The sequence below is a fragment of the Rhizobium sp. BR 249 genome, from assembly GCF_047445895.1.
GTDB lineage: Bacteria > Pseudomonadota > Alphaproteobacteria > Rhizobiales > Rhizobiaceae > Rhizobium.
In genome coordinates this window covers 160,921-180,767 of the sequence record NZ_JARWKX010000010.1, presented here as the reverse complement: position 1 = coordinate 180,767, position 19,847 = coordinate 160,921, and the positions used below count along the sequence as shown (strand labels likewise).

Below are 19,847 nucleotides of genomic sequence, written 5' to 3'. Positions count from 1 at the left end.
CGAATTCCGAGATTCCGCAGCGCCCCGCCGGCACGGCACTTTAGAGCGGTTCAGCTTTTCACGGAAGCGCAGAACCGCTCTAACCTTTTGGATTTACGCAATTCCCGGCAAAGCGCTTTGCCTGGAATTGCTCTAGGAAAACAGCATCGCCGAGAGCTTGCGCCGGGCGGCAACCGTCGCCGGATCCTTGAAGCCCCAGACCTCGAAGAACTGCAGCAGCTGGCGCCGCGCCCCGTCATCGTCGAAAGCACGATCCCTGCGCATGATATGAAGCAGATGTTCGGCCGCTTCGTCGCGCCGGCCTTCGACATTGAGGATCTTGGCGAGCTTCAGCCGCGCCTCGTGATTATCGGGATTTGCCGCCAGTTCGCCTTCGAGCGCGACGGGGTCGCCGAGCTTGCGGGCCTCCTCGATCTGGTCGAGCTTCTTCAGCACCGCCTGGATACCGGCATCCTTGGCCACCTCTTCCGGCAAGTCCGTCAGGACTTCGCGGGCCCGCTGATGCTGGTTTGCGGCGATCATGCATTCGGCCATGCCGGCAAGCGCCTTGGCGTTCTCGGGAGCGGCCTGCATCACGGCGGCGTAAAGCTGGGCCGCCTCATTGATGTTGCCGGCCGTCAGCAGCTCCGCCGCTTCCGTCAGCGCGGCTTCGATCTCGGCCGCCTCATCGGCGCCGGCCGGACCGGCGATGCGATCGATGAACTGACGGATCTGGGTCTCCGGCACCGCGCCCATGAAACCATCGGCCGGGCGGCCGTTGACGAAGGCGATGACGGCGGGGATGGACTGGATGCCGAGCTGGCCGGCGATCGAGGGATGGTCGTCGATATTCATCTTGACCAGCCGGACCCGGCCGTTGGCTTCGTTGACGACCTTTTCCAGGACCGGCGTCAACTGCTTGCACGGACCGCACCAGGGCGCCCAGAAATCGACCAGCACCGGCTGCTTGCGCGAATCCTCGATGACGTCCTTGGAAAAGTTCGCGGTCGTCGTGTCCTTGATGTAGCTCCCGGCCGCGGCCGCGGGTTCCGGCTGAGCGCCGAAGCTTGCCGTCGCCGACATCTGATTTCCGAAGGAACCGTTATAGGGATTGTTGCTGCCGCTCATAGGTATCTCCCGCCGCGCCGATCCTGCCGGCGTCTTTGCTTAAAGCACGTCGCGCAAATATGTGTCGCGGTTCTGCGATAAAGACATACACAAAACCAAGTTTAAGGCGCGACGAGCGAATCCAAAAGACCGCCACGCGCTTCAGCGCTAAAATCGTATGTCAGGACGTCACTTTCAAGACAAGCGGCTTATGTCCCGTCGCTTCCATGAAACGGATGAGATCACCGCTCGCAATCGATGTCGTCGCGTCGTTGGAAAGCGGGTGGCAGTTGACGATCTCCTCACGCATCAGATCGGCATCGAGCACGAAGGTGACGCTCTGAGCGGTATCGTTGATGGCGCCGAACGCGGTGACGGCCCCTGGAATGACGCCGAGATATTCCATCAGCTTTTCGGCGCGGCCGAAGGAGACCCGGCCGGACCCGCCGATCAAATTATGCACCTGCTTGAGGTCGACCTCGGCATTTTCCTCCACGGTCAGCAGGAAATACCTGTCCTTCTTGTCCTTGATGAAGAGGTTCTTGGTGTGGCCGCCGGGGATCTCGTCGCGCAGCGCAACCGATTCGGCCACGGTGAAAACAGGCGCGTGATCGAGCGTCTTATGGGCGATGCCGAGCCCGTCGAGGAAGGCGAACAGTTCTTCTCTTGTCTTGGGGGTCTTTTCGGACATCGGGCAATCCATTGGATGGGATAGGGAAAGGTCGAGGCGTCCTGATTAAGTCCGTCCACATCGTTTGGCAATCTTCGGAACCGACGCCCTACCCCCGCATTTGCGGCCTTTCCGCTCCGCTTACGCGGGCATCGGAATTTTTTCTTCGTCTCTTCGTCATTTCCCTGTTGCATTTGAAAATCCGTTAGGCCATATAGCGCCCGTCGCCACGAGGCGGCGCCCACGGTCCAACGACTACCCCGGACCGATGCGGATTGAGCGGGTGTAGCTCAGGGGTAGAGCACAACCTTGCCAAGGTTGGGGTCGAGGGTTCGAATCCCTTCGCCCGCTCCAGTTTTCCTGAATGTCCATATCGAAGATATAGGCAACAGTTTGCCCCAGAGACAGGCGGCAACCCGTGCCGAACGGATTGTCGATGGTTTGCAAGGCTCCAGGCCGATGCTCAATATATTATGGCGGCAGATTGGGGCTTGTGTGAAGGTCTTCCGGCCGAAAAATCTCGACGCGGACGGCAACCCCGACAGGCATTTTCTCGATTAGACGCCTGTGAAGCTTCGCTGCAGCTGAGTCGGAGTTTGCTGTGCAGGTCACAATCAATGTGTCGGGCCGAATGCGCTCCGCCATAAGTTGCAGCTTTTTTAGCTCCTCATCATCAAGATCTTTCGATCGTGTAGCCTCTATCGCATAGAGTTGACCATCAGCCACCGCCAACGCATCAATTTCTACGTCCCAATGCTTGTTAGTTTCGTTGCGAGGATAGTTCTTCCAAAGCCGCAATGACGGCGCGAAATAAAAAGATGAGCGTGCCTCCTCAAACAATCTCCACAAAGACCATACAACTGGCTCAGTTCCATGAAGACGATAGGCATCAATAAAAAAGCCATTAGGCTTGAAATGCCATTCCTCTGACACAGGAGCAGCGCGATTAGTTCGGCAGATAACGCACTTTATAGTTTTACCAAACGCTTCCACTCCGACCCAGTTTTTGTTGTAACAACTCTTACACGTCCAGCCATAGCCCTGAAACAGCACATTGCGCTCGCAGAGGTATTGAACGGAGCGATCCAGCAAATATGGGTCCCTATAATAAGCGTCATCCCGCGCCCTCTCTTCATCCGTTATATTTTCATCACCTAAAGGCATCGAAACGAGCCAATCTGAAGTCATTTTCTCCCAATGTGTCCTAAGGTTGCTGTAAGTTCGACTGACAGTTTCGGCGCGTAGTTCGGCAGCTACCGTAAGGGCAATCTGGCCGAGCCTCTGAAGCTGAGCCTCCGTTTCTAAACGAAGAGGCCCCATTCTTTGACCAAGTCTGTTGCGCAAGGTCTGGACGACCCGGGAAGGCAGATCCGCTCTTTTTTCGAGTAACGACGCCCCAAAAAGCTGAAACTCCTCACGCCAAAAGCTATCCATTAGAACGCGAAATGCGGTGGGCACGTCATCGAACATTTGCAACACGCCGAGGAGATACTTGCCTTTGTCTGATATATCGGACCATTCAAAGCGTAACCGTGCGTGAGGCGAATCCTTCTTTGCTGAATTAAACTGCCGCCACTCAAAGTCGTTTTGAACACCCAGCCGCATAGCAGAAAGATCATCTTCGGGAAGTGTGAGCTTAACGGACCGCTGATCCAGATTGGCGGAAAAACTTAGCTCGCCGAGTCGTGACGGTCTCAACAAATCATTTGCCGCTGCGTTGCGTTGCTTTTTATCTATGTCAAGGGAAAATGCTCGTTCGATCCTGATACGTCTGGGCAACATCCAGATGTGTCGAACATTGGAAAATCGACTGTGATCTACTTCCCGCTCTATGGACAGATCTACCATCCAACTGCCATTCCGCATCTGCGAAGGCGGCAGAGACTCGGTTAAATGCCATGGCGGAACCATCGGCACCGCAAAATGTCGCCCACGAAAATCCATGGATGCACGCGCTTCTGGTTCTTCAAACACGCTACCGTTTGTAAAGTAAGCACCGCGATTACGGGGAAAGGAGGGTATCACTTCTGATGGATCAGTCAGATTTCGAACACTGGCAGAATGAAAGCTACCAGCCTGACGAAGCGCGTTGGCCATCGCTCGCAATCGTTTTTCATCAACGGAACAGGATTCTAGCGAAACACTATCACTACGGTTCGAATTCCCCCACCCTCGAAGACGCAATACTCTGCACAGCCCCTTCAGAAAATCGGCATCATCAAAACGCTCCTCCGGGATCCGTAGGTGCGAAATTTGGTAAGGTCGAGTTCGGTCCCTAGAATGCAGTCCATTCCAGAACGCTACTCGATCTTTCGCAGTGCTACCCACCACGATGGTCAGTCCATTATTGACCCCATTGTCGAAGCCAGACAGGTACGGAGCAAACATCTCAGAAAGGTTGGCTAGGGTCAGAAGAGGACGATTCCTTTCTGCCAGAGCGTCAATCACATCTTGTTCTTCGTGAACGTAGATAGCCGAAGGATTTTTCATCAAGCGGCCATTCTCGTGATCTGCAGGTGAAATTAGCGTCAGAGGCGCAAGAAGGTCCGAATGAGCTAGGGCGAAAGTCGGCTGAAAGCTTATCCCCAAAAGACCGAAGTTCTCACGGAGGAAAGGATACGTCGCTTGGCTGGAGAATGTGTCTAAGATCTGTGCGTTTTTAGCTATCGGAGAGAATGGGCCAGGTCGACTGAGGAATGCTGGCAGTACCGACAAACTTGAAAGTGCCGTGATAGGAAGCGCGATACGATAGTTAGAGGGGTCCTCAACCTCAGCCCGATATATTACATGTTCAGTTAATAGAGCGGGTGCGTATTGCTCATGTAAAGATTCGACCGCACCATCTGAAAGTGGAACAAAGCTATATATAATGTCGGCGTCAAAAAAATGGAGCCACTCAGAATATCGTTGATCGATTCCCGATTCGTTCGCCGGGACTATTGCAGTTCTTCGCCCACCCCATCGGCTATATGACTCGTCAAAAATTGCGTCCAACAAAATATCAGGACACTCATCCAAATTAACGAGATAGGCGACTCGGATAGGCCGCGATAACCCAGTCGCCTTGCAATGCTCCGGCTTTTCGTCCCACATAAGCTTCATCCAAAAAGGAGTCTCGGAAAGGGCTCAGCGTATTAAACTCCATCGCGAAATTGGAGTCGTTAACTTTCAGCGCTAGCTTGTGGTTTGCTCAGCAAGAGTATCCCAAAAGAAATTTTTCTCACGTAACATTGTAAGCCATGCAAATTCGAAGATTTCCTTTTGCCGTGTTCTAGCTGATTGCAATGCGCCTGACGCACGATTTCCGCGCCTCCTTGTCCCACCGGTTGAACAAGGCGTGCCATCGATCTCGTCGTTGACCCAGATCGAGTTTGCAACTTATTGCAGTTGATTGGTTCGCTTGTAAATCTGTTGTCGAGGCAGAAATGAACGCATCTTCAGGCCGAGAATCTTCATGTTCAGTCGATCATAACGAGAAATCGGTCGGTGATGCTGATCTACGCTTGGCACATCGATGCCGATGTCCGGGCAAGAAGTGCCGGCCCTACCGCCTATAATGTCCTGATTGCTTCCAACACCTGAGGTCCCCCATGCGCATCGCCGTCGGTGGCATTCATATCGAATGCAGCACATACAACCCCGTCCTGAATGAGGAGAAGGATTTTCGCGTGGTGCGTGGGGACGCACTGCTGGATTCGCCCTACTTCGCTTTCCTCAAGGACTATGATGCCGAATTCCTGCCGACGATCCATGCCCGCGCCATTGCCGGCGGCCCGGTTTCGCGCGTCGCCTATGAAGCCTTCAAGAACGAATTTCTCGAGCGGCTGAAGCCGATGCTGCCGCTCGACGGCCTCTATCTTGCCATGCACGGCGCCATGTATGTCGAGGGCATGGAGGATGCCGAGGGCGACTGGATCAGTGCGGCGCGCGCGCTGGTCGGCGAGGACTGCACGGTTTCGGCAAGCTATGACCTGCACGGCAACGTCACGCAGCGCATCATCGATGCGCTCGACATCTACTCCACCTATCGCACGGCGCCGCATATCGATGTCGAGGAGACGATGCGCCGCTCCGTCTCCATGCTGGTGAGGAGCCTGAAAACCGGCGTGAGGCCGGCCGTTCTCTGGGCTCCGATCCCGGTCGTGCTGCCTGGCGAGCGCACCAGCACAGTCGATGAGCCGGCTAAGAGCCTATATGCCATGCTGCCCGAGATCGACGCGATCTGTGGCGTCTGGGATGCATCCCTGATGGTCGGTTACGTCTGGGCCGACGAACCGCGCGCCACCGCCGCGGCCATCATGACCGGCACCGACCGCGCCGTGCTGGAGCGTGAGGCCAAGCGTCTCGCCAAGGCCTATTGGGATGCACGCGGAGATTTCGTCTTCGGCTGCGAGACCGGCTCGATCGAAGAGTGCGTGGCAAGATCGATCGCAAGCCCGACCGCGCCTGTCGTGCTCGCCGAATCCGGCGACAATCCAACCGGCGGCGGCGTCGGGGACCGGGCCGACGTGCTGGCGGAACTGATCGCCAGGGGCGCCACCGGCGTCGTCTTCGCCGGCATCACCGACAAGGCAGCGACCGAGGCCTGTCATGCCGCAGGTATCGGTGCGGAACTCACCCTCAGCGTCGGCGCTTCTCTCGATACCAAGGGCAGCAAGCCGGTCACCGCCCGCTTCACCGTGAAATTCCTGCACGAAACATCAGATCCCTCCGACCGGCAGGCGGTCGTTTCGATCGACGGCATCGATCTCGTGCTCTCGGCAAAACACCGGCCCTATCACAATATCGTCGATTTCACCCGGCTCGGCCTCGATCCGCACCGGGCGAAAATCATCGTCGTCAAATCGGGTTATCTCTCACCGGAGCTGGCGCCGATCGCCAATCCGAACCTGATGGCGCTCTCGCCCGGCGTGGTCGACCAGTTCGTCGAGCGCCTGCCGCGGCTGCGCAAGCAGCATCCGACCTATCCCTTCGACAAGGATTTTGCCTTCGAGCCTGAGGTTTTCCTCTCCTCGCGCTCGGCTCAGTTGTAAAGTCCAGCCGATTCGCCCAAGGCACGTTTCCCGAGAGGATAGCTGCAATGACCGCATTCACGACCCGCCCGGAAATCCTCGGCACCTTCGGCGTCGTCACCTCGACGCACTGGATCGGCTCGGCCGTCGGCATGAGCATTCTCGAAAAGGGCGGCAATGCCTTCGACGCGGCAATCGCCACGGGTTTCGTACTGCAGATCGTCGAGCCGCATCTCTGCGGCCCGGGCGGCGACCTGCCGGCGCTGATCTATTCGAAGAAGAAGGACAAGGTCGAAGTCATCTGCGCGCAAGGGCCTGCACCCGCCGGCGCGACGATCGAGCACTATGCGAGCGAAGGCCTGACGCTGATCCCCGGCGACGGCCTGCTGGCCACGGTCATTCCCGGCGCCTTCGACGGCTGGATGCTGATGCTGCGCGATTACGGCACGATGAGCGTGCGCGACGTGCTGGAACCGGCGATCTACTACGCCGAGCACGGCCATCCCCTGTTGCCGCGCGTCTCAGCCACCATCAAGGGGCTGGCGGCTTTCTTCGAAAAGGAATGGCCGACCTCGCACCAGACCTGGATGCCGGGCGGCAGCGTTCCCGAGGGGCATACGAATTTCCGCAATCCGGTGCTGGCCGAAACCTGGAAGCGTGTCATCGCCGAGGCCGAGACGAAGAGCGGCCGGGAGGCGCAGGTGGAAGCGGCGCGCGACGCCTTCTATCGCGGCTTCATCGCCGAGAAGATCGACGACTACCTGAAGACCGCCGAGATCATGGATGCGAGCGGCAGCCGCCACAAGGGCGTACTGACAGCAAACGACATGGCGAACTGGTCGGCGACGATCGAGGAGCCTCAGACCTATGATTATCACGGCTGGACGATCGCCAAATCAGGCCCCTGGGGCCAGGGCCCGGTCTTCCTGCAGGCGCTCTCGATCCTCAAGGGCTTCGATCTCGCCGCGATGGACCCCGCCGGCGCCGATTTCGTCCACACCGTCGCCGAGGCGATGAAGCTCGCCTTCGCCGACCGCGAAGTCTATTACGGCGACCCGAATTTTTCCGAAATTCCCATCGCGCATCTCCTGTCGGAGACCTATGCCGCCGAGCGCCGCAGGCTCGTCGGCGCGCACGCCTCGCTCGATCTTCGCCCCGGCATCGTTCCCGGCTTCGAGGCGCAGCACGATCTGACGATGAACATGCTCGGCGCGGAATCGAAGACCGGCATCGTCTACGAGCCGACCATGGCGCATCTTTCCGAAAAGCGCGGCGATACCGTGCATATCGACGTGATCGACCGCGACGGCAACATGGTCTCCGTCACGCCGTCGGGCGGCTGGCTGCAATCCTCGCCCACCGTGCCGGGCCTCGGCTTCTGCCTCAATTCCCGCGCCCAGATGTTCTGGCTGAAGCCGGGCCTGCCGACCTCACTTGCGCCCGGCAAACGGCCGCGCACGACCCTGACGCCTTCGCTCGGCCTCTACGAGGGCCGCCCGACCCTCGCCTTCGGCACGCCGGGCGGCGATCAGCAGGAGCAATGGCAGCTCTCCTTCTTCCTGCGCTATGCCCACCACAGGCTGAACCTGCAGGCGGCGATCGATCAGCCGCTGTTCCACACTGCCCATTTTCCGAGCTCTTTCTATCCGCGCACCCGGGAGCCCGGCAGCCTGATGGCGGAGGCGAATTTCGGCACCGATGTGCTCGATGCGCTGGCGCGCAAGGGCCACAGGCTGACGGTCGCCGAGCCCTGGACCATCGGCCGGCTGACCGCCGCCCGGCGCGATGCCGACGGGCTCATACGCGCCGCAGCCACGCCGCGTTTGATGCAGGCTTACGCGGTCGGACGATAGCCATCGTCAGGCCGCTCCACATCGCGTCAACGGAAGCAAGTATTGCTGAAAATAGCCTGTGCCAGACGGGTGAAAACCTGTCCTTTTGCTGCACTGCTTATATTACTTATCCTAGATAGTATTTCACGGATAATTATTAACACCATCCCTGCCGCTTTTGTGTTCTCTTATCCCTACGAATCAAAAAGGTTTGATTTGCCGGGGGACGCCTACCATGTTGAACCATGGGGCGATGCAACAGTTGGGTAGGAGCCTATGCTGCAACGGATTGAAGACATTGATGCCGCGCTCGTCGACAGGCTGCAGCATTCAGCATTCAAGTACTTCCTGAAATATTCCAATCCCGAAAATGGCCTGGTGGCCGATACCTCGATCGGCGGCGTGCCGGCGAGCATCGCGGCCGTCGGTTTTGCGCTTTCCTCCTATCCCGTCGGTGTCGAACGCTCCTGGATCAGCCGCGGTGAAGCGGCCGAGCGTACGGTCAACACGCTGCGCTTCTTCGCCGAGGCGCGCCAGGGCACGGAGCGCCACGCAACCGGCCATCGCGGTTTCTTCTACCACTTTCTGCACATGGATACCGGCCATCGCGCCTGGAACAGCGAGCTTTCGACCATCGATACCGCCTTGCTCGTCGCCGGCATCCTGACCGCTGCACAGTATTTCAACCGCGAGGACGACGAGACCGAGACCGAGATCCGTGAACTCGCCACCTTCATCTACGAGCGCGTCGACTGGCGCTGGGCGCTGAACAAGGGCGACACCATCTCCATGGGCTGGAAGCCCTCTTCCGGCTTCCTGCGCTGGCGCTATCACGGTTTCGACGAGGCGATCATCCTCTATGCGCTGGCGCTCGCCTCACCGACGCACCCGATCCCGCAATCCTGCTACGACGCCTTCACGTCGAGCTATTCCTGGATGCTGCACGGCGAACAGTCCTATCTCTATGCCGGGCCGCTCTTCATCCACCTCTTCTCGCATGCCTGGATCGATTTCCGCGGCATTCAGGACAAGCCGATGGCGGAGCGGAACTGGGACTATTTCCGCAACACCCAGGTCGTCATCAATCTCCAGCGGGATTATGCCGAGCGCAATCCCGGCCGGTTCGTCGGCTACAACAGGAATATCTGGGGCTTCACCGCCTGCGACGGCCCGCCGCCGACGCGGCGCATGCGCGGCGGCCGCCAGCCGAAGGTTCTGGGCTATGCCGCGCGCGGCGCCCCGCTCGGGCCCGACGACGGCACGATCGCACCCTGGGCGGCGCTCGCCTGCCTGCCCTATGACCGGCAAGCGGCCCTCGACGGCACCAAGGCGCTTCTGACCAGCTATCCGAACCTGCTGTTGGAAGGCGGCTTCCCCGGCGGCTTCAATCCGACGGTCCAGACCAAGCGTCCCGAAGGCTGGGTCGACGACCGCACCGTCGGCATCGACCAGGGCCTCGTCGTCATGACCGTCGAGAACGAGCGTTCCGATTTCATCTGGAAGCTGATGCGGCAATCGCCGACCATCCGCCTCGGGCTCGAGCGCGCCGGCTTTACCGGCGGCTGGCTCGAAGGTATCGAGCCGGAAGAGCTGGTGCGCAAGTTCGGCTGAGATCAGCTTTCGAAGACGTGCGCCTTGCCTGAAATGTCGAGGCGGACGAGATCGCCTCGCGCGGGAAGCGCGACGCTCGAGGTCTTGATCCGGATCGGCGGCAGGGCGACTCCATCCAGCGAGACGGCGACGGTGCAGACCGCGCCGCCGAATTCCACCTCAACGACACGTCCGGCATGGCTGCGGTCGCTTTCATCAGCGACGACGCGGATCTGCTCGGGCCGCAGCATGATCTCAGCCTTGCCCTGACGGCTGCCCTCGACGGCGACGTGGCCGAGAGCGCAGTCCGCAAGGCCGTTTCGGATGATGGCGGGAAGCAGCACGGCATCACCGAGGAAAAGCGCCGTTTCGCGATCCCTGGGATGGAGATACAAGGATTGCGGCGATCCCGCCTGGATCAGCCGCCCTTCCCTCAGCACCGCGACCTGATCGGCAAAAGTCAGCGCCTCTTCCTGATCATGCGTGACGAGGATGGTGGTAATGCCGGCCGCCTGCAATACGCGGGCAACCGCCTTGCGCATGTTTTCGCGCAGGCCCGTATCGAGCGCCGAGAATGGCTCGTCGAGCAGCATCAGCCGGGGCTTGCGGCCGAGCGCGCGGGCAAGCGCCACGCGCTGCTGCTGGCCGCCGGAAAGCTGATGCGGGCGCCTGACCAGCATGCCGCGGTCGAGCTCGACCATGTCGAGAAGCTCGAAGATACGCTTCTCGCGGTCCGCAGCCCTTTTCTCGAAGCCGAAGCCGATATTCTCGGCGACGCTCAGGTGCGGAAACAGCGCCCCATCCTGCGAAACGATGCCGATGCCGCGCTTGTGGGCCGGCACCGCATCCGGACCGTCCGCCAGCACCTCGCCATCCAGCGTCACACTGCCGGCATCCGGCTGCTCGAAGCCGGCGATGATGCGCAACAGCGTCGTCTTGCCCGAACCGGAGGGGCCGACCACCGCCGTGCGGCTGCCCGCCTGCACTTCGAGAGAGATGTTCTTCAGCGCCTGGACCGGGCCATAACGCTTGCTGATAGTGTCGATCGTGAGCAGCGTCATTGGCCGGCGGTCCGTTTCGATTGGGCGTGGAGCGTCAATGTGAGCGGCAGCGACAACACGATCATCATGAAGGCATAGGGAGCCGCCGAAACGTAGTCGATCTCGCTGGTCAGCGACCAGAATTTCGTCGCCAGCGTATCGACGCCGTTGGGCGACAGCATCAGCGTCGCCGTGAGTTCATTGGTGATGCCGAGTGCGGCGAGCGCCACGCTGGCGGCGGCTCCGGGGGCTGCAAGCCGCATGGTGATCTGCCGCACGGCCTGGCCCGGCGTGCGGCCGAGGCCCATCGCCGCGCGTTCCAGTTCCACCGGCGCCTGGGCGATGCTGGCGCGCAGCCCGACCATGGCGCGCGGCAGGAAAAGCATCACATAGGCGACGAGCAGGGTTGCGAAGGTTTGGTAGAGCGGCAGCACGAGGCGCACGGTGATCGTCACCAGCGCCAGCGCCACGACGACGCCGGGCAGAGAGCCGACATAATAATGGCAGGCTTCGAGCACGCGCTGGAAGCGGCCGGGCGCGCGCACGGAAAGCCAGGCCATAGGTGCTGCGGCAATCGTCGCCAGCACGCCGCCGGCAACGGCCAGCACGACCGTCTGCAGGAAAGCGCTGCCGACCTCGATGCGCCAGATATCGATCCCGCCGAGATAGAGCCAACGGCCGAGCGTCGCCAGCGGCACACCGAGCGTCAGCACCGCCAGCGCCACAGGCAGCAGGACGGCCGGCACCGTAAACCAGCCGAGCCGCCGGCGGTCCGCCGGGCGCGGCGAACCGGAGCCGACGCGGGCATAACGTTCGTTGCCGCGCAGCAGCACTTCGAGGCCGAGCAGGAAAAGGCAGCAGCCGACGAGCACACCGCCGAGCATGTTCGAGGCCGGGCTGTTGTAGGAAGACTGGAACTGGTCGACGATCGCGGTCGCGAACGTATCGAAGCGGATCATGACGAACAGGCCGTATTCCGACAGCAGATGCAGCGCGATCAGCAGCGAGCCGCCGCAGATGGCAAATCGCAGCTGCGGCAGCACGGCGCGGAAGAAGACGCGCCAGGGATCGAGGCCGAGCGAGGCTGCGGCATCCTCGATCGCCGGATCGAGACGGCGCAATGCGGCCGCGACCGGCAGATAGAGGAAGGGATAGTAAGCGATCACCGAAACGAAGACGCCGCTCTCAAGACCGCGCATGCCGGGAATGAGGCTGACCCAGGCATAGCTGTGCACAAAGGCAGGCACGGCAAGCGGCGCGATCGCCAGCCAAGCCCAGAGCCGGGCGAAGGGAATATCCGTCCGCTCGGTCAGCCAGGCAAGCGTCACGGCAAGCGCGATCGACAGCGGAATGGTGATCGATTCGAGGAGAACCGTATTGACCAGGAGTTCGCCGACACGCGGCCGGAAGACCAGCGCCTTCACCGTTTCCCAGCCGACATCGCAGGTGATCCAGCCGATGAAGCCGAGCGGCACGAGGCTGAAGATCGCAACCACCGTTGCAAGCAGAATCACGGAAGCGTGCGGCACGCGTCCGCGCGGCAAAACCAGTCGCACGGCCTTCGGCGCGACCGGCGCCTCGTTGCCGGATGCGAGCAATCTGTTGTCCTGCAGCAAGGCCGATGCCTTCACACGCTGAAAAAGGAAGGCAACCGCCTTTGAGGGACGGTTGCCGGATATCGTCATGCCCTAAGGTTTTCTTGAGCCAAAAGCAATAGTTTTGGCCGGATGAAGCCTGCGGCAGAAAAGTCAGATCAGGCCGGCGGCCGTCATCAGTTCCACGACCTTCTTGCTGTCGAGGGTCGAAGCTTCGACCTTGGGAGCGTTGAGATCGGCAAGCGGGACCAGCTTGTCGTTGGAGGCCGCATCCTTGCCGACGGCATATTCATAGGAGGTGCCGTCCTTGAGGACAGCCTGACCCGCCTTGCCGGTGATGAACTTCAGGAAAGCCTGCGCTTCCTTCATGTGCTGCGTGGACTTCAGGATGCCGCCGCCCGAAACGCTGACGAAAGCCCCCGGATCCTGGTTCTTGAAGTAGTGCAGGCCGACATTCTTGCTGTTCTCGCCGGTCTTCGCCTGATCGCCGAACCAGTAATAGTGATAGATGACGGCCCCTTCGACTTCGCCTGCGTTGACGGCCTTCATGGCGACGCTGTTGCCCTTGTAGGGGGTGGCATTGTCCTTGAGGCCCTTCAGCCATGCCTTCGTGGCGTCCTCGCCCTTCAGCTGCAGCAGGGCCGCGACGATCGCCTGGAAATCGGCGCCGGCGGGTGCAGCACCCCAGCGACCCTTCCAGGCCGGATCTGCGAGGTCGAGCAGCGACTTCGGCAGCTTGTCTTCGGTGAGCTTGGTCTTGTCATAGGCAAAGACCGTGGTACGGGCGGCAATGCCGGTCCACATGCCGTCAGCCGGACGATACTGCTCGGGAACCTGGTCCAGCGTTTCCTTTTCGACCGGGGCGAAGAGGCCCGCGCCATCGACCAGCGTAATGGCTGGCGAATTCTCGGTCAGGAACACGTCGGCCGGAGAAGCGTCGCCTTCCTGGATGATCTGGTTGGCGAACTGCATGTCGCTGCCCTGACGCATGGTGACCTTGATGCCGGTCTCCTTGGTGAAGGCATCGATCCATTCGCGGCCCAGGCTTTCGTGCTGGGCGTTGTAAACGACGAGACCGTCATCCTGCGCATGGGCGCTGCCTGCGAACGCGGTGGCAGAGAGAAGCGACGCGGTTAGCGCGAGCACATGGGAAAGACGATTGATAGCAACGTTCATGATGGCCTCCGTGGCGATGTCACCCGGGCTACCCGGCGGTGATATGAGGCGTATATTTTTCCTGACTGCCTATTTCAAGTTTGGCCTTGCCGAAAAAGACATCACAATATCTTGACTAAATCTTTCAAATTTCAGGGAAATAAATCTCAATTCGGTCAAGAAAGGCGCCACTGCGCGAGCAACGCCTTCCTTCTGCACCGGGCTTATTCGACGTCGAACTTGACGCCTTGGGCGAGCGGCAGGGTCCTGCCGTAATTGATCGTGTTGGTGGCGCGGCGCATATAGGCTTTCCAGGCATCCGAGCCGGATTCGCGCCCGCCGCCGGTTTCCTTTTCGCCGCCGAAGGCACCGCCGATCTCAGCGCCAGACGGGCCGAGATTGACATTGGCGATGCCGCAATCCGAGCCGCGCGCCGAGACGAAGGTTTCGGCCTCGCGCATGTCGTTGGTGAAGATCGACGACGACAACCCCTGCGGCACGGCATTGTGCAGCGCCAGCACCGCGTCGAAATCACTGTATTTCATCACGTAAAGGATCGGCGCGAAGGTCTCATGCTCGACCGGGCCGGTCTGCTCCGGCATTTCGACGAGCGCGGGACGAACGTAGAAGGCATCGGTCAGGCCATTGCCGACACGGTCGCCGCCGGTCACCTTGCCGCCGGCCGATTTCGCCTCGTTGAGCGCTGCCTGCATTTTCTCGAAAGCCTGGCCGTCGATCAGCGGTCCGACGAGCGTGCCGGTTTCGAGCGGATTGCCGATCGTGACGGAGCCGTAGGCCTTCTGCAGGCGCGGCACCAGCTGGTCGTAGACGCTGTCATGGACGAAGAGACGGCGCAGCGTCGTGCAGCGCTGACCGGCCGTGCCCATGGCCGAGAAGGCGACGCCGCGCAGCGTCAGGTCGAGATCGGCGCTCGGGCAGACGATGGCCGCATTGTTGCCGCCCAGTTCGAGAATGGCGCGGGCAAAACGCTGCGACAGGCGCGGGCCGACGGCACGGCCCATGGCCGTCGAACCGGTGGCGGAAACGAGCGGGATCTTCGGGTGGTCGACCAGCACTTCGCCGACATCACGGCCGCCGATGATCAGCGTCGACAGATTGGCGGGCGCGGTGCCGCCTTCGGCGACGAAGCGCTTCAGCGCCTTTTCGAACAGCGCCTGCACGGCGAGCGCCGTCAGCGGCGTCTTTTCCGAGGGCTTCCAGACAGTGGAATTGCCGCAGACGATCGCCAGCGCCGCATTCCACGACCAGACGGCGACCGGGAAATTGAAGGCGGAGATGATGCCGACCACGCCGAGCGGATGCCAGCTTTCCATCATCCGGTGTTCGGAGCGCTCGGTGGCGATCGTCAGGCCGTAGAGCTGGCGGGAAAGGCCAACGGCGAAATCGCAGATGTCGATCATCTCCTGCACTTCGCCAAGGCCTTCGGAGGTGATCTTGCCGACTTCGATCGAGACGAGACGGCCGAGCGCCGTCTTCGCGGCGCGCAATTCCTCGCCGAGCAGGCGGATCAGCTCACCGCGCTTCGGCGCCGGAACGTTACGCCATTCGAGGAAAGCCTTGTGCGCCTCTTCGATCGCCGCCTTCGCCTCGGAAACGGAATGCTCCCTGAGCCTGCCGATTTCCTTGCCGGTGACCGGTGAGGCGACGGACAGCGTGCCGCCGTGATAGCGGCCGGCATCGACGCCGAGTTCGGCAAGCAGCTTGGCGGTTTCGGTGGCGAGATCGAGGACGGCGATGGTCATTGTCGTGTTTCCAATCTTATTATTCCCAGAAGCGTTCATCGCTTCCCGGAAGCGCGTATCGCTTCTCAGAAGCGGGCATCGGCGAAATGGGCGACTTGAGCGCCGGCTTCGTACCATATTTCCTTGAGCGCCCGGAAGCTCGGTTCGGTGGGCGCGGTCAGCGGCAGCGGCAGATCGGCTTCCGAAAGCCGGCCAAGGATATGCTCTGCCAGCGTCCGGCCGAAGACCGTGCCGGGGGCGATGCCGCGGCCATTGTAACCGGAAAAGCCGATGACGCCGGGCGCAAATTTGTGGAAGCGCGGCAGCGCGTTGTCGGTCATGCCGATCTGGCCGTACCATTCGCATTCGAATTCGACATCGCCGATCTCAGGGAAAAGCCGCTTCAAAGCACGCTTGGCCCAGCTCTTGTGCACTGTAAGCCCGGTATTGCGCAGCGCCCCGACGCTGCCGAAGACGAGCCGGCCGGCCTGGTCCATGCGGAAGGAGGAGAGGATGTCCTTGGTATCCCATGCGCCTTCCCGTCCCGGCAGGATCGTCTGGCGCAGATTGTGGCCGAGCGGCACGGTGGCGAAATTGAAATAGGGCAGATAGACCTGCTCGTTGCGCACCTGCTCGAACGGGCCGGTGCTGTAGGCATCCGTCGCGACGATGATCCAGTCCGCGCTGACGTCGCCCTTGGCCGTCTTCACGCTCCAGCGGCTGCCGCTGCGCTCGGTTGCAACGACCGGGCTCGATGTGTGGATGGTAACCCCCGCCTCGACCGCGGCATGGGCAAGGCCACGCGCATAGGCCAGCGGCTGCAGCGTTCCGGCGCGCATGTCGAGCAGCGAGCCGGCATAGGCATCGCTGCCGACGCGTTTGGCCGTCTCCGCCGCATCGAGCAGCGTCACCGGCGCGCCGCGGGCGGACCATTGCGCCACGCGCTCTTCGAGTTCCTTCAGCCCATCGTCGCCCACGGCGCAATGCAGCGTGCCGTTCCGTTCGAGCTCGCAGGCAATCCCGTGCTTGTCGATCAGTTCCATGACGAGCTTCGGCGCGCCGCCGAGCAGATTGAGCAGGCGTTCTCCATGTACGGGACCGAGCACGCCGGGCAAGTCGTTCGGCATCACCCACATGCCGGCATTGATCAGCCCGACATTGCGTCCCGCGCCGCCGAAGCCGATTTCCTTCGCCTCCAGCAGCACGACCTTCGATCCGGCTTCGGCAAGATGGAGCGCGGCAGAAAGGCCGGTATAACCGCCGCCGACGATGACGACGTCGGCCGAGACCGCGCCTTCGAGAGGCGAAGTCGCCGGCGCTTGCGGAGCGGTCTTTTCCCAGAGGCCGTGGGAGCGCGGATCATTCAGCATGGCTCGGTCCGATCGAATGGAATGGAATGGAATGGAATGGCGGTAGTCTAATGCATAAAACCAGGACTTGAAGCGCCGGCCCGGCACATCCGCATGGAAATGAAGACTTTCGGCATCGGGAGGCTCCGGCTCATTCCGTTTTTGCAGGATGAAACTCTTTACAAGCTCGACAAAGCCGGAAATATCGACATTTCGGAAATAGCTCATTCTGAACCGGAATGACCATGCTCGCTTCAAGACGTTTTCTGCCGTCGATTTCGCATCTCGCCGCCTTCGAGGCGGTCGCCCGCACCGGCAGCGTCACGGCGGCGGCGCGCGAACTCGACCTGACGCAGAGCGCCGTCAGCCGCCAGGTGAGCGCGCTGGAAGAGCAGCTCGGCGTCGAGCTTTTCCTGCGCGAACGCCAGACCATGCGGCTGACGCTTGCCGGCGACGGCTACGCCCGCGAGATCCGCGAGGCGCTGCGGCGGATATCGAGCGCCTCCTTGAACCTGCGCGCCAATCCGCATGGCGGCACGCTCAACCTCGCCATCCTGCCGACCTTCGGCACGCGCTGGCTGGCGCCCAGGCTGGGACGCTTCCTCGCCGCCAATCCCGGCGTGACGATCAATCTCGTGACCCGGCTTTCGCCCTTCGATTTCCGTCTCGATTCGATCGACGCCGCCATTCACTTCGGCCATCCGCACTGGCCGGGCGCCGAACTGACTTTTCTGATGTCGGAGCGCACGGTGCCGGCCTGCAGCCCCGATTTTCTGAAGCGATATGCGATTTCGAAACCGGAGGATCTGCTCACCGTTCCGCTTCTGCACCTGACGACGCGGCCCGACGCCTGGGAGCAATGGCTCGCCGGCAACGGCGTTGCCTTCGATAGCGTGCACGGCATGCTGTTCGATCAGTTCGCCACCGCAGCACAAGCCGCGATCACCGGTCTCGGCGTCGCGCTATTGCCGACATTCCTCATGCGGGAGGAACTCCGGCGCGGCGACCTCGTCGCTGCCGTCGACCGTGAAATGGAAAGCCGCGAACGCTATTATCTCGCCTTTCCGTCCGAGCGCGCCGACTATGCGCCGCTTGCCGCCTTTCGCGACTGGATCGTCGCGGAAGCGGCCGCCGGCCCCGCCTTGTGAGGAACGGCTTGCATCGGCATGGCGGTTTCGACCATTATGCGCCCCAAACAAACCTTTCAGGAAATCCCCATGAAGCCGATCTTCGTCCAGCTCCAATGCGCCCCCGGCAAGACCTATGAGGTCGCCGACGCCATATACCAGACCGAACTGGTCTCGGAGCTCTATTCCACAAGCGGCGACTACGACCTGCTGTTGAAGGTCTACATCGAGGAAGGTCAGGATATCGGCAAGTTCATCAACGACAACATCGCCAATATACCAGGCATCGTCCGCTCGTTGACGACCCTCACCTTCAAAGCCTTCTGAATTCCCGTCAGATACGGTTAACCCTGTCGCCAAGAATCGCCTCTCCACGACACCGCTGAAACCACGCCTTAACGCCTGAGATATCTGGTCGCTGCTATAAAATCCGCGCCAACACGAGCTTGGCACGCGCAGCGATAGGTGAAAAATGGCGATCGTCGAGGCAGACAGGGAGCACGGGAATCCGCAGCCGGAAACCGCTCCGCTGATCGTCCATGTCGTGCGCCAGTTCCTGCCCAATCGCGGCGGCCTGGAAGACGTGGTCGCCAATCTCGCCCGCCAGACCGTCCGCCGCGGTTATCGCGTCCGCGTCGTGACGCTGGATTCGCTGTTCACCGCACCTGAGAAAAAGCTGCCGCCTCGCGAAGACATCGACGGCATCGAAGTCGTGCGCATTCCCTGGTCGGGCAGCAGCCGTTACCCGCTGGCGCCACAGGTTTTCCGCCATCTCGGCGATGCCGATCTCGTGCATGTCCACGCCATCGACTTCTTCTTCGACGCTCTCGCCTGGGGTCGGCTGCTGCACGGCAAGCCGATGATCGTTACCACCCATGGCGGCTTCTTCCACACCAGGAAATACGCCGCGATCAAGAAGATCTGGTTCAGGACACTGACCCGCGCCTCGGCGATGGCCTACCGGCGCGTCGTCTGTTGCAGCGCCTCCGATCTCAAGCAGTTTTCCGAGATCGCGCCCGACAGCCTGCTGATCGAAAACGGCGCCGATATCGGCAAATTCGCCGATACCGCTTCGCGCCGGCCAAAGCGCCGCGTCGTCACGATCGGCCGTTTCTCGGTGAACAAGCGGCTCGACCACCTGCTCGATGCGATGGCCACGCTGAAGACCCGCGACCCCGAATGGCATCTCGACATCGTCGGCGCCGAATCCGACCTGAACCGGAGGGATGTCGACGGCGAGATCGAAAGCCGCAACCTCACCGGCCGCGTCACGCTGCATGTGTCGCCCGATAACGACACCATCCGCCGCGTTATCGCCGAGGCTTCGCTCTTCGCCTCCGCCTCGGAATATGAAGGTTTCGGGCTGGTGGCACTGGAGGCGATGAGCGCCGGCCTGCTGCCGGTGCTGAACGCCAACGATGCCTTTCAGACGCTCGCCGCCCGACATCCCGCCATCAAACTCACCGATTTCACCCATCCTGAAGCAGCCGCCACGGCGATCGAATCAGCCTACGAGGATCTTTCGCGCGAACCGGACGTCGTCCGCGCGAGACTTCTCGACGCCGCGCGCGGCTATTCCTGGGATATCGTCGCAGGCCGCTATATCGATCTCTACAGATCGCTTGATATCGCCGCGGAAAGCCGCTGAT

Annotated in this window: 14 protein-coding genes and 1 tRNA gene; 7 read left to right on the top strand and 8 right to left on the bottom strand. The window is 61.1% G+C overall.

Translation table 11 applies throughout. The features are described from left to right. Positions 1-132 precede the first annotated feature (132 nt). Complete coding sequence (gene trxA / locus QD408_RS12165; RefSeq protein WP_088683808.1) at positions 133-1,107, bottom strand: thioredoxin; 975 nt, start codon at positions 1,105-1,107, stop codon at positions 133-135. 160 nt (positions 1,108-1,267) lie between these two features. Continuing rightward, positions 1,268-1,777: a prolyl-tRNA synthetase associated domain-containing protein gene (locus QD408_RS12160; protein ID WP_088683809.1), complete on the bottom strand. Its 510-nt coding sequence runs from the start codon at positions 1,775-1,777 to the stop codon at positions 1,268-1,270. Positions 1,778-2,035: 258 nt separating this feature from the next. Between QD408_RS12160 and QD408_RS12155 the strand changes: the two genes are divergently transcribed. Next, positions 2,036-2,110 (top strand) — tRNA-Gly (locus QD408_RS12155). Positions 2,111-2,227: 117 nt separating this feature from the next. Here QD408_RS12155 and QD408_RS12150 read toward each other — a convergent pair. Continuing rightward, on the bottom strand, positions 2,228-4,849 hold the full coding sequence (locus tag QD408_RS12150; protein WP_414139476.1) for a hypothetical protein: 2,622 nt from the start codon (positions 4,847-4,849) through the stop codon (positions 2,228-2,230). 497 nt (positions 4,850-5,346) lie between these two features. Here QD408_RS12150 and QD408_RS12145 point away from each other — a divergent pair, with 497 nt between their 5' ends. The 3 genes from QD408_RS12145 to QD408_RS12135 all read left to right on the top strand — a co-directional run bounded on the left by QD408_RS12145 (position 5,347) and on the right by QD408_RS12135 (position 10,211). Then, positions 5,347-6,789 (top strand): M81 family metallopeptidase, encoded by a 1,443-nt coding sequence (locus tag QD408_RS12145; protein ID WP_414139475.1) that lies wholly within the window; start codon positions 5,347-5,349, stop codon positions 6,787-6,789. Positions 6,790-6,836: 47 nt separating this feature from the next. After that, on the top strand, positions 6,837-8,621 hold the full coding sequence (locus tag QD408_RS12140; RefSeq protein WP_414139474.1) for a gamma-glutamyltransferase family protein: 1,785 nt from the start codon (positions 6,837-6,839) through the stop codon (positions 8,619-8,621). Positions 8,622-8,876: 255 nt separating this feature from the next. Then, the gene (locus QD408_RS12135; RefSeq protein ID WP_414139473.1) at positions 8,877-10,211 is read left to right on the top strand and encodes a glucoamylase family protein; all 1,335 of its coding nucleotides are present in this window, start codon (positions 8,877-8,879) and stop codon (positions 10,209-10,211) included. Between the two features lie 2 nt (positions 10,212-10,213). Here the strand turns inward: QD408_RS12135 and QD408_RS12130 are convergent, their stop codons facing one another. From QD408_RS12130 to QD408_RS12110, 5 genes are all read right to left on the bottom strand, one after another. Further along, a complete protein-coding gene (locus QD408_RS12130; RefSeq protein WP_414139472.1) occupies positions 10,214-11,251 on the bottom strand; it encodes an ABC transporter ATP-binding protein in 1,038 nt (345 codons plus the stop codon). Then, complete coding sequence (locus tag QD408_RS12125; protein WP_414139471.1) at positions 11,248-12,915, bottom strand: ABC transporter permease; 1,668 nt, start codon at positions 12,913-12,915, stop codon at positions 11,248-11,250. The genes QD408_RS12130 and QD408_RS12125 overlap by 4 nt, the downstream gene beginning before the upstream one ends. Positions 12,916-12,978: 63 nt before the next feature. Next, positions 12,979-14,001 (bottom strand): iron ABC transporter substrate-binding protein, encoded by a 1,023-nt coding sequence (locus tag QD408_RS12120; RefSeq protein ID WP_414139470.1) that lies wholly within the window; start codon positions 13,999-14,001, stop codon positions 12,979-12,981. Positions 14,002-14,204: 203 nt separating this feature from the next. Beyond that, the gene (locus tag QD408_RS12115; protein ID WP_414139469.1) at positions 14,205-15,743 is read right to left on the bottom strand and encodes an aldehyde dehydrogenase family protein; all 1,539 of its coding nucleotides are present in this window, start codon (positions 15,741-15,743) and stop codon (positions 14,205-14,207) included. 65 nt (positions 15,744-15,808) lie between these two features. Beyond that, a complete protein-coding gene (locus tag QD408_RS12110) occupies positions 15,809-17,092 on the bottom strand; it encodes an NAD(P)/FAD-dependent oxidoreductase (RefSeq protein WP_414139468.1) in 1,284 nt (427 codons plus the stop codon). Positions 17,093-17,310: 218 nt separating this feature from the next. On the opposite strand from QD408_RS12110, the gene QD408_RS12105 reads away from it, so the two are divergent. The 3 genes from QD408_RS12105 (at position 17,311) to QD408_RS12095 (ending at position 19,846) form a co-directional block, all read left to right on the top strand. Beyond that, on the top strand, positions 17,311-18,219 hold the full coding sequence (locus tag QD408_RS12105) for a LysR family transcriptional regulator (RefSeq protein WP_414139467.1): 909 nt from the start codon (positions 17,311-17,313) through the stop codon (positions 18,217-18,219). Between the two features lie 69 nt (positions 18,220-18,288). Continuing rightward, a complete protein-coding gene (locus QD408_RS12100) occupies positions 18,289-18,525 on the top strand; it encodes an Lrp/AsnC ligand binding domain-containing protein (protein WP_003567502.1) in 237 nt (78 codons plus the stop codon). Positions 18,526-18,670: 145 nt separating this feature from the next. Continuing rightward, positions 18,671-19,846, top strand: a complete 1,176-nt coding sequence (locus QD408_RS12095; protein WP_414139466.1) for a glycosyltransferase family 4 protein — start codon at positions 18,671-18,673, stop codon at positions 19,844-19,846. Position 19,847 lies beyond the last annotated feature (1 nt).

What these genes read in the sequence shown, in the direction of transcription:
- QD408_RS12095 (WP_414139466.1), top strand. Translation starts at nt 18,671, where the DNA reads ATGGCGATCGTCGAGGCAGACAGGGAGCACGGGAATCCGCAGCCGGAA.
- trxA (WP_088683808.1), bottom strand. Translation starts at nt 1,107, where the DNA reads ATGAGCGGCAGCAACAATCCCTATAACGGTTCCTTCGGAAATCAGATG.
- QD408_RS12100 (WP_003567502.1), top strand. Translation starts at nt 18,289, where the DNA reads ATGAAGCCGATCTTCGTCCAGCTCCAATGCGCCCCCGGCAAGACCTAT.
- QD408_RS12125 (WP_414139471.1), bottom strand. Translation starts at nt 12,915, where the DNA reads ATGACGATATCCGGCAACCGTCCCTCAAAGGCGGTTGCCTTCCTTTTT.
- QD408_RS12150 (WP_414139476.1), bottom strand. Translation starts at nt 4,849, where the DNA reads ATGTGGGACGAAAAGCCGGAGCATTGCAAGGCGACTGGGTTATCGCGG.
- QD408_RS12130 (WP_414139472.1), bottom strand. Translation starts at nt 11,251, where the DNA reads ATGACGCTGCTCACGATCGACACTATCAGCAAGCGTTATGGCCCGGTC.
- QD408_RS12105 (WP_414139467.1), top strand. Translation starts at nt 17,311, where the DNA reads ATGACCATGCTCGCTTCAAGACGTTTTCTGCCGTCGATTTCGCATCTC.
- QD408_RS12145 (WP_414139475.1), top strand. Translation starts at nt 5,347, where the DNA reads ATGCGCATCGCCGTCGGTGGCATTCATATCGAATGCAGCACATACAAC.
- QD408_RS12135 (WP_414139473.1), top strand. Translation starts at nt 8,877, where the DNA reads ATGCTGCAACGGATTGAAGACATTGATGCCGCGCTCGTCGACAGGCTG.
- QD408_RS12160 (WP_088683809.1), bottom strand. Translation starts at nt 1,777, where the DNA reads ATGTCCGAAAAGACCCCCAAGACAAGAGAAGAACTGTTCGCCTTCCTC.
- QD408_RS12115 (WP_414139469.1), bottom strand. Translation starts at nt 15,743, where the DNA reads ATGACCATCGCCGTCCTCGATCTCGCCACCGAAACCGCCAAGCTGCTT.
- QD408_RS12110 (WP_414139468.1), bottom strand. Translation starts at nt 17,092, where the DNA reads ATGCTGAATGATCCGCGCTCCCACGGCCTCTGGGAAAAGACCGCTCCG.
- QD408_RS12120 (WP_414139470.1), bottom strand. Translation starts at nt 14,001, where the DNA reads ATGAACGTTGCTATCAATCGTCTTTCCCATGTGCTCGCGCTAACCGCG.
- QD408_RS12140 (WP_414139474.1), top strand. Translation starts at nt 6,837, where the DNA reads ATGACCGCATTCACGACCCGCCCGGAAATCCTCGGCACCTTCGGCGTC.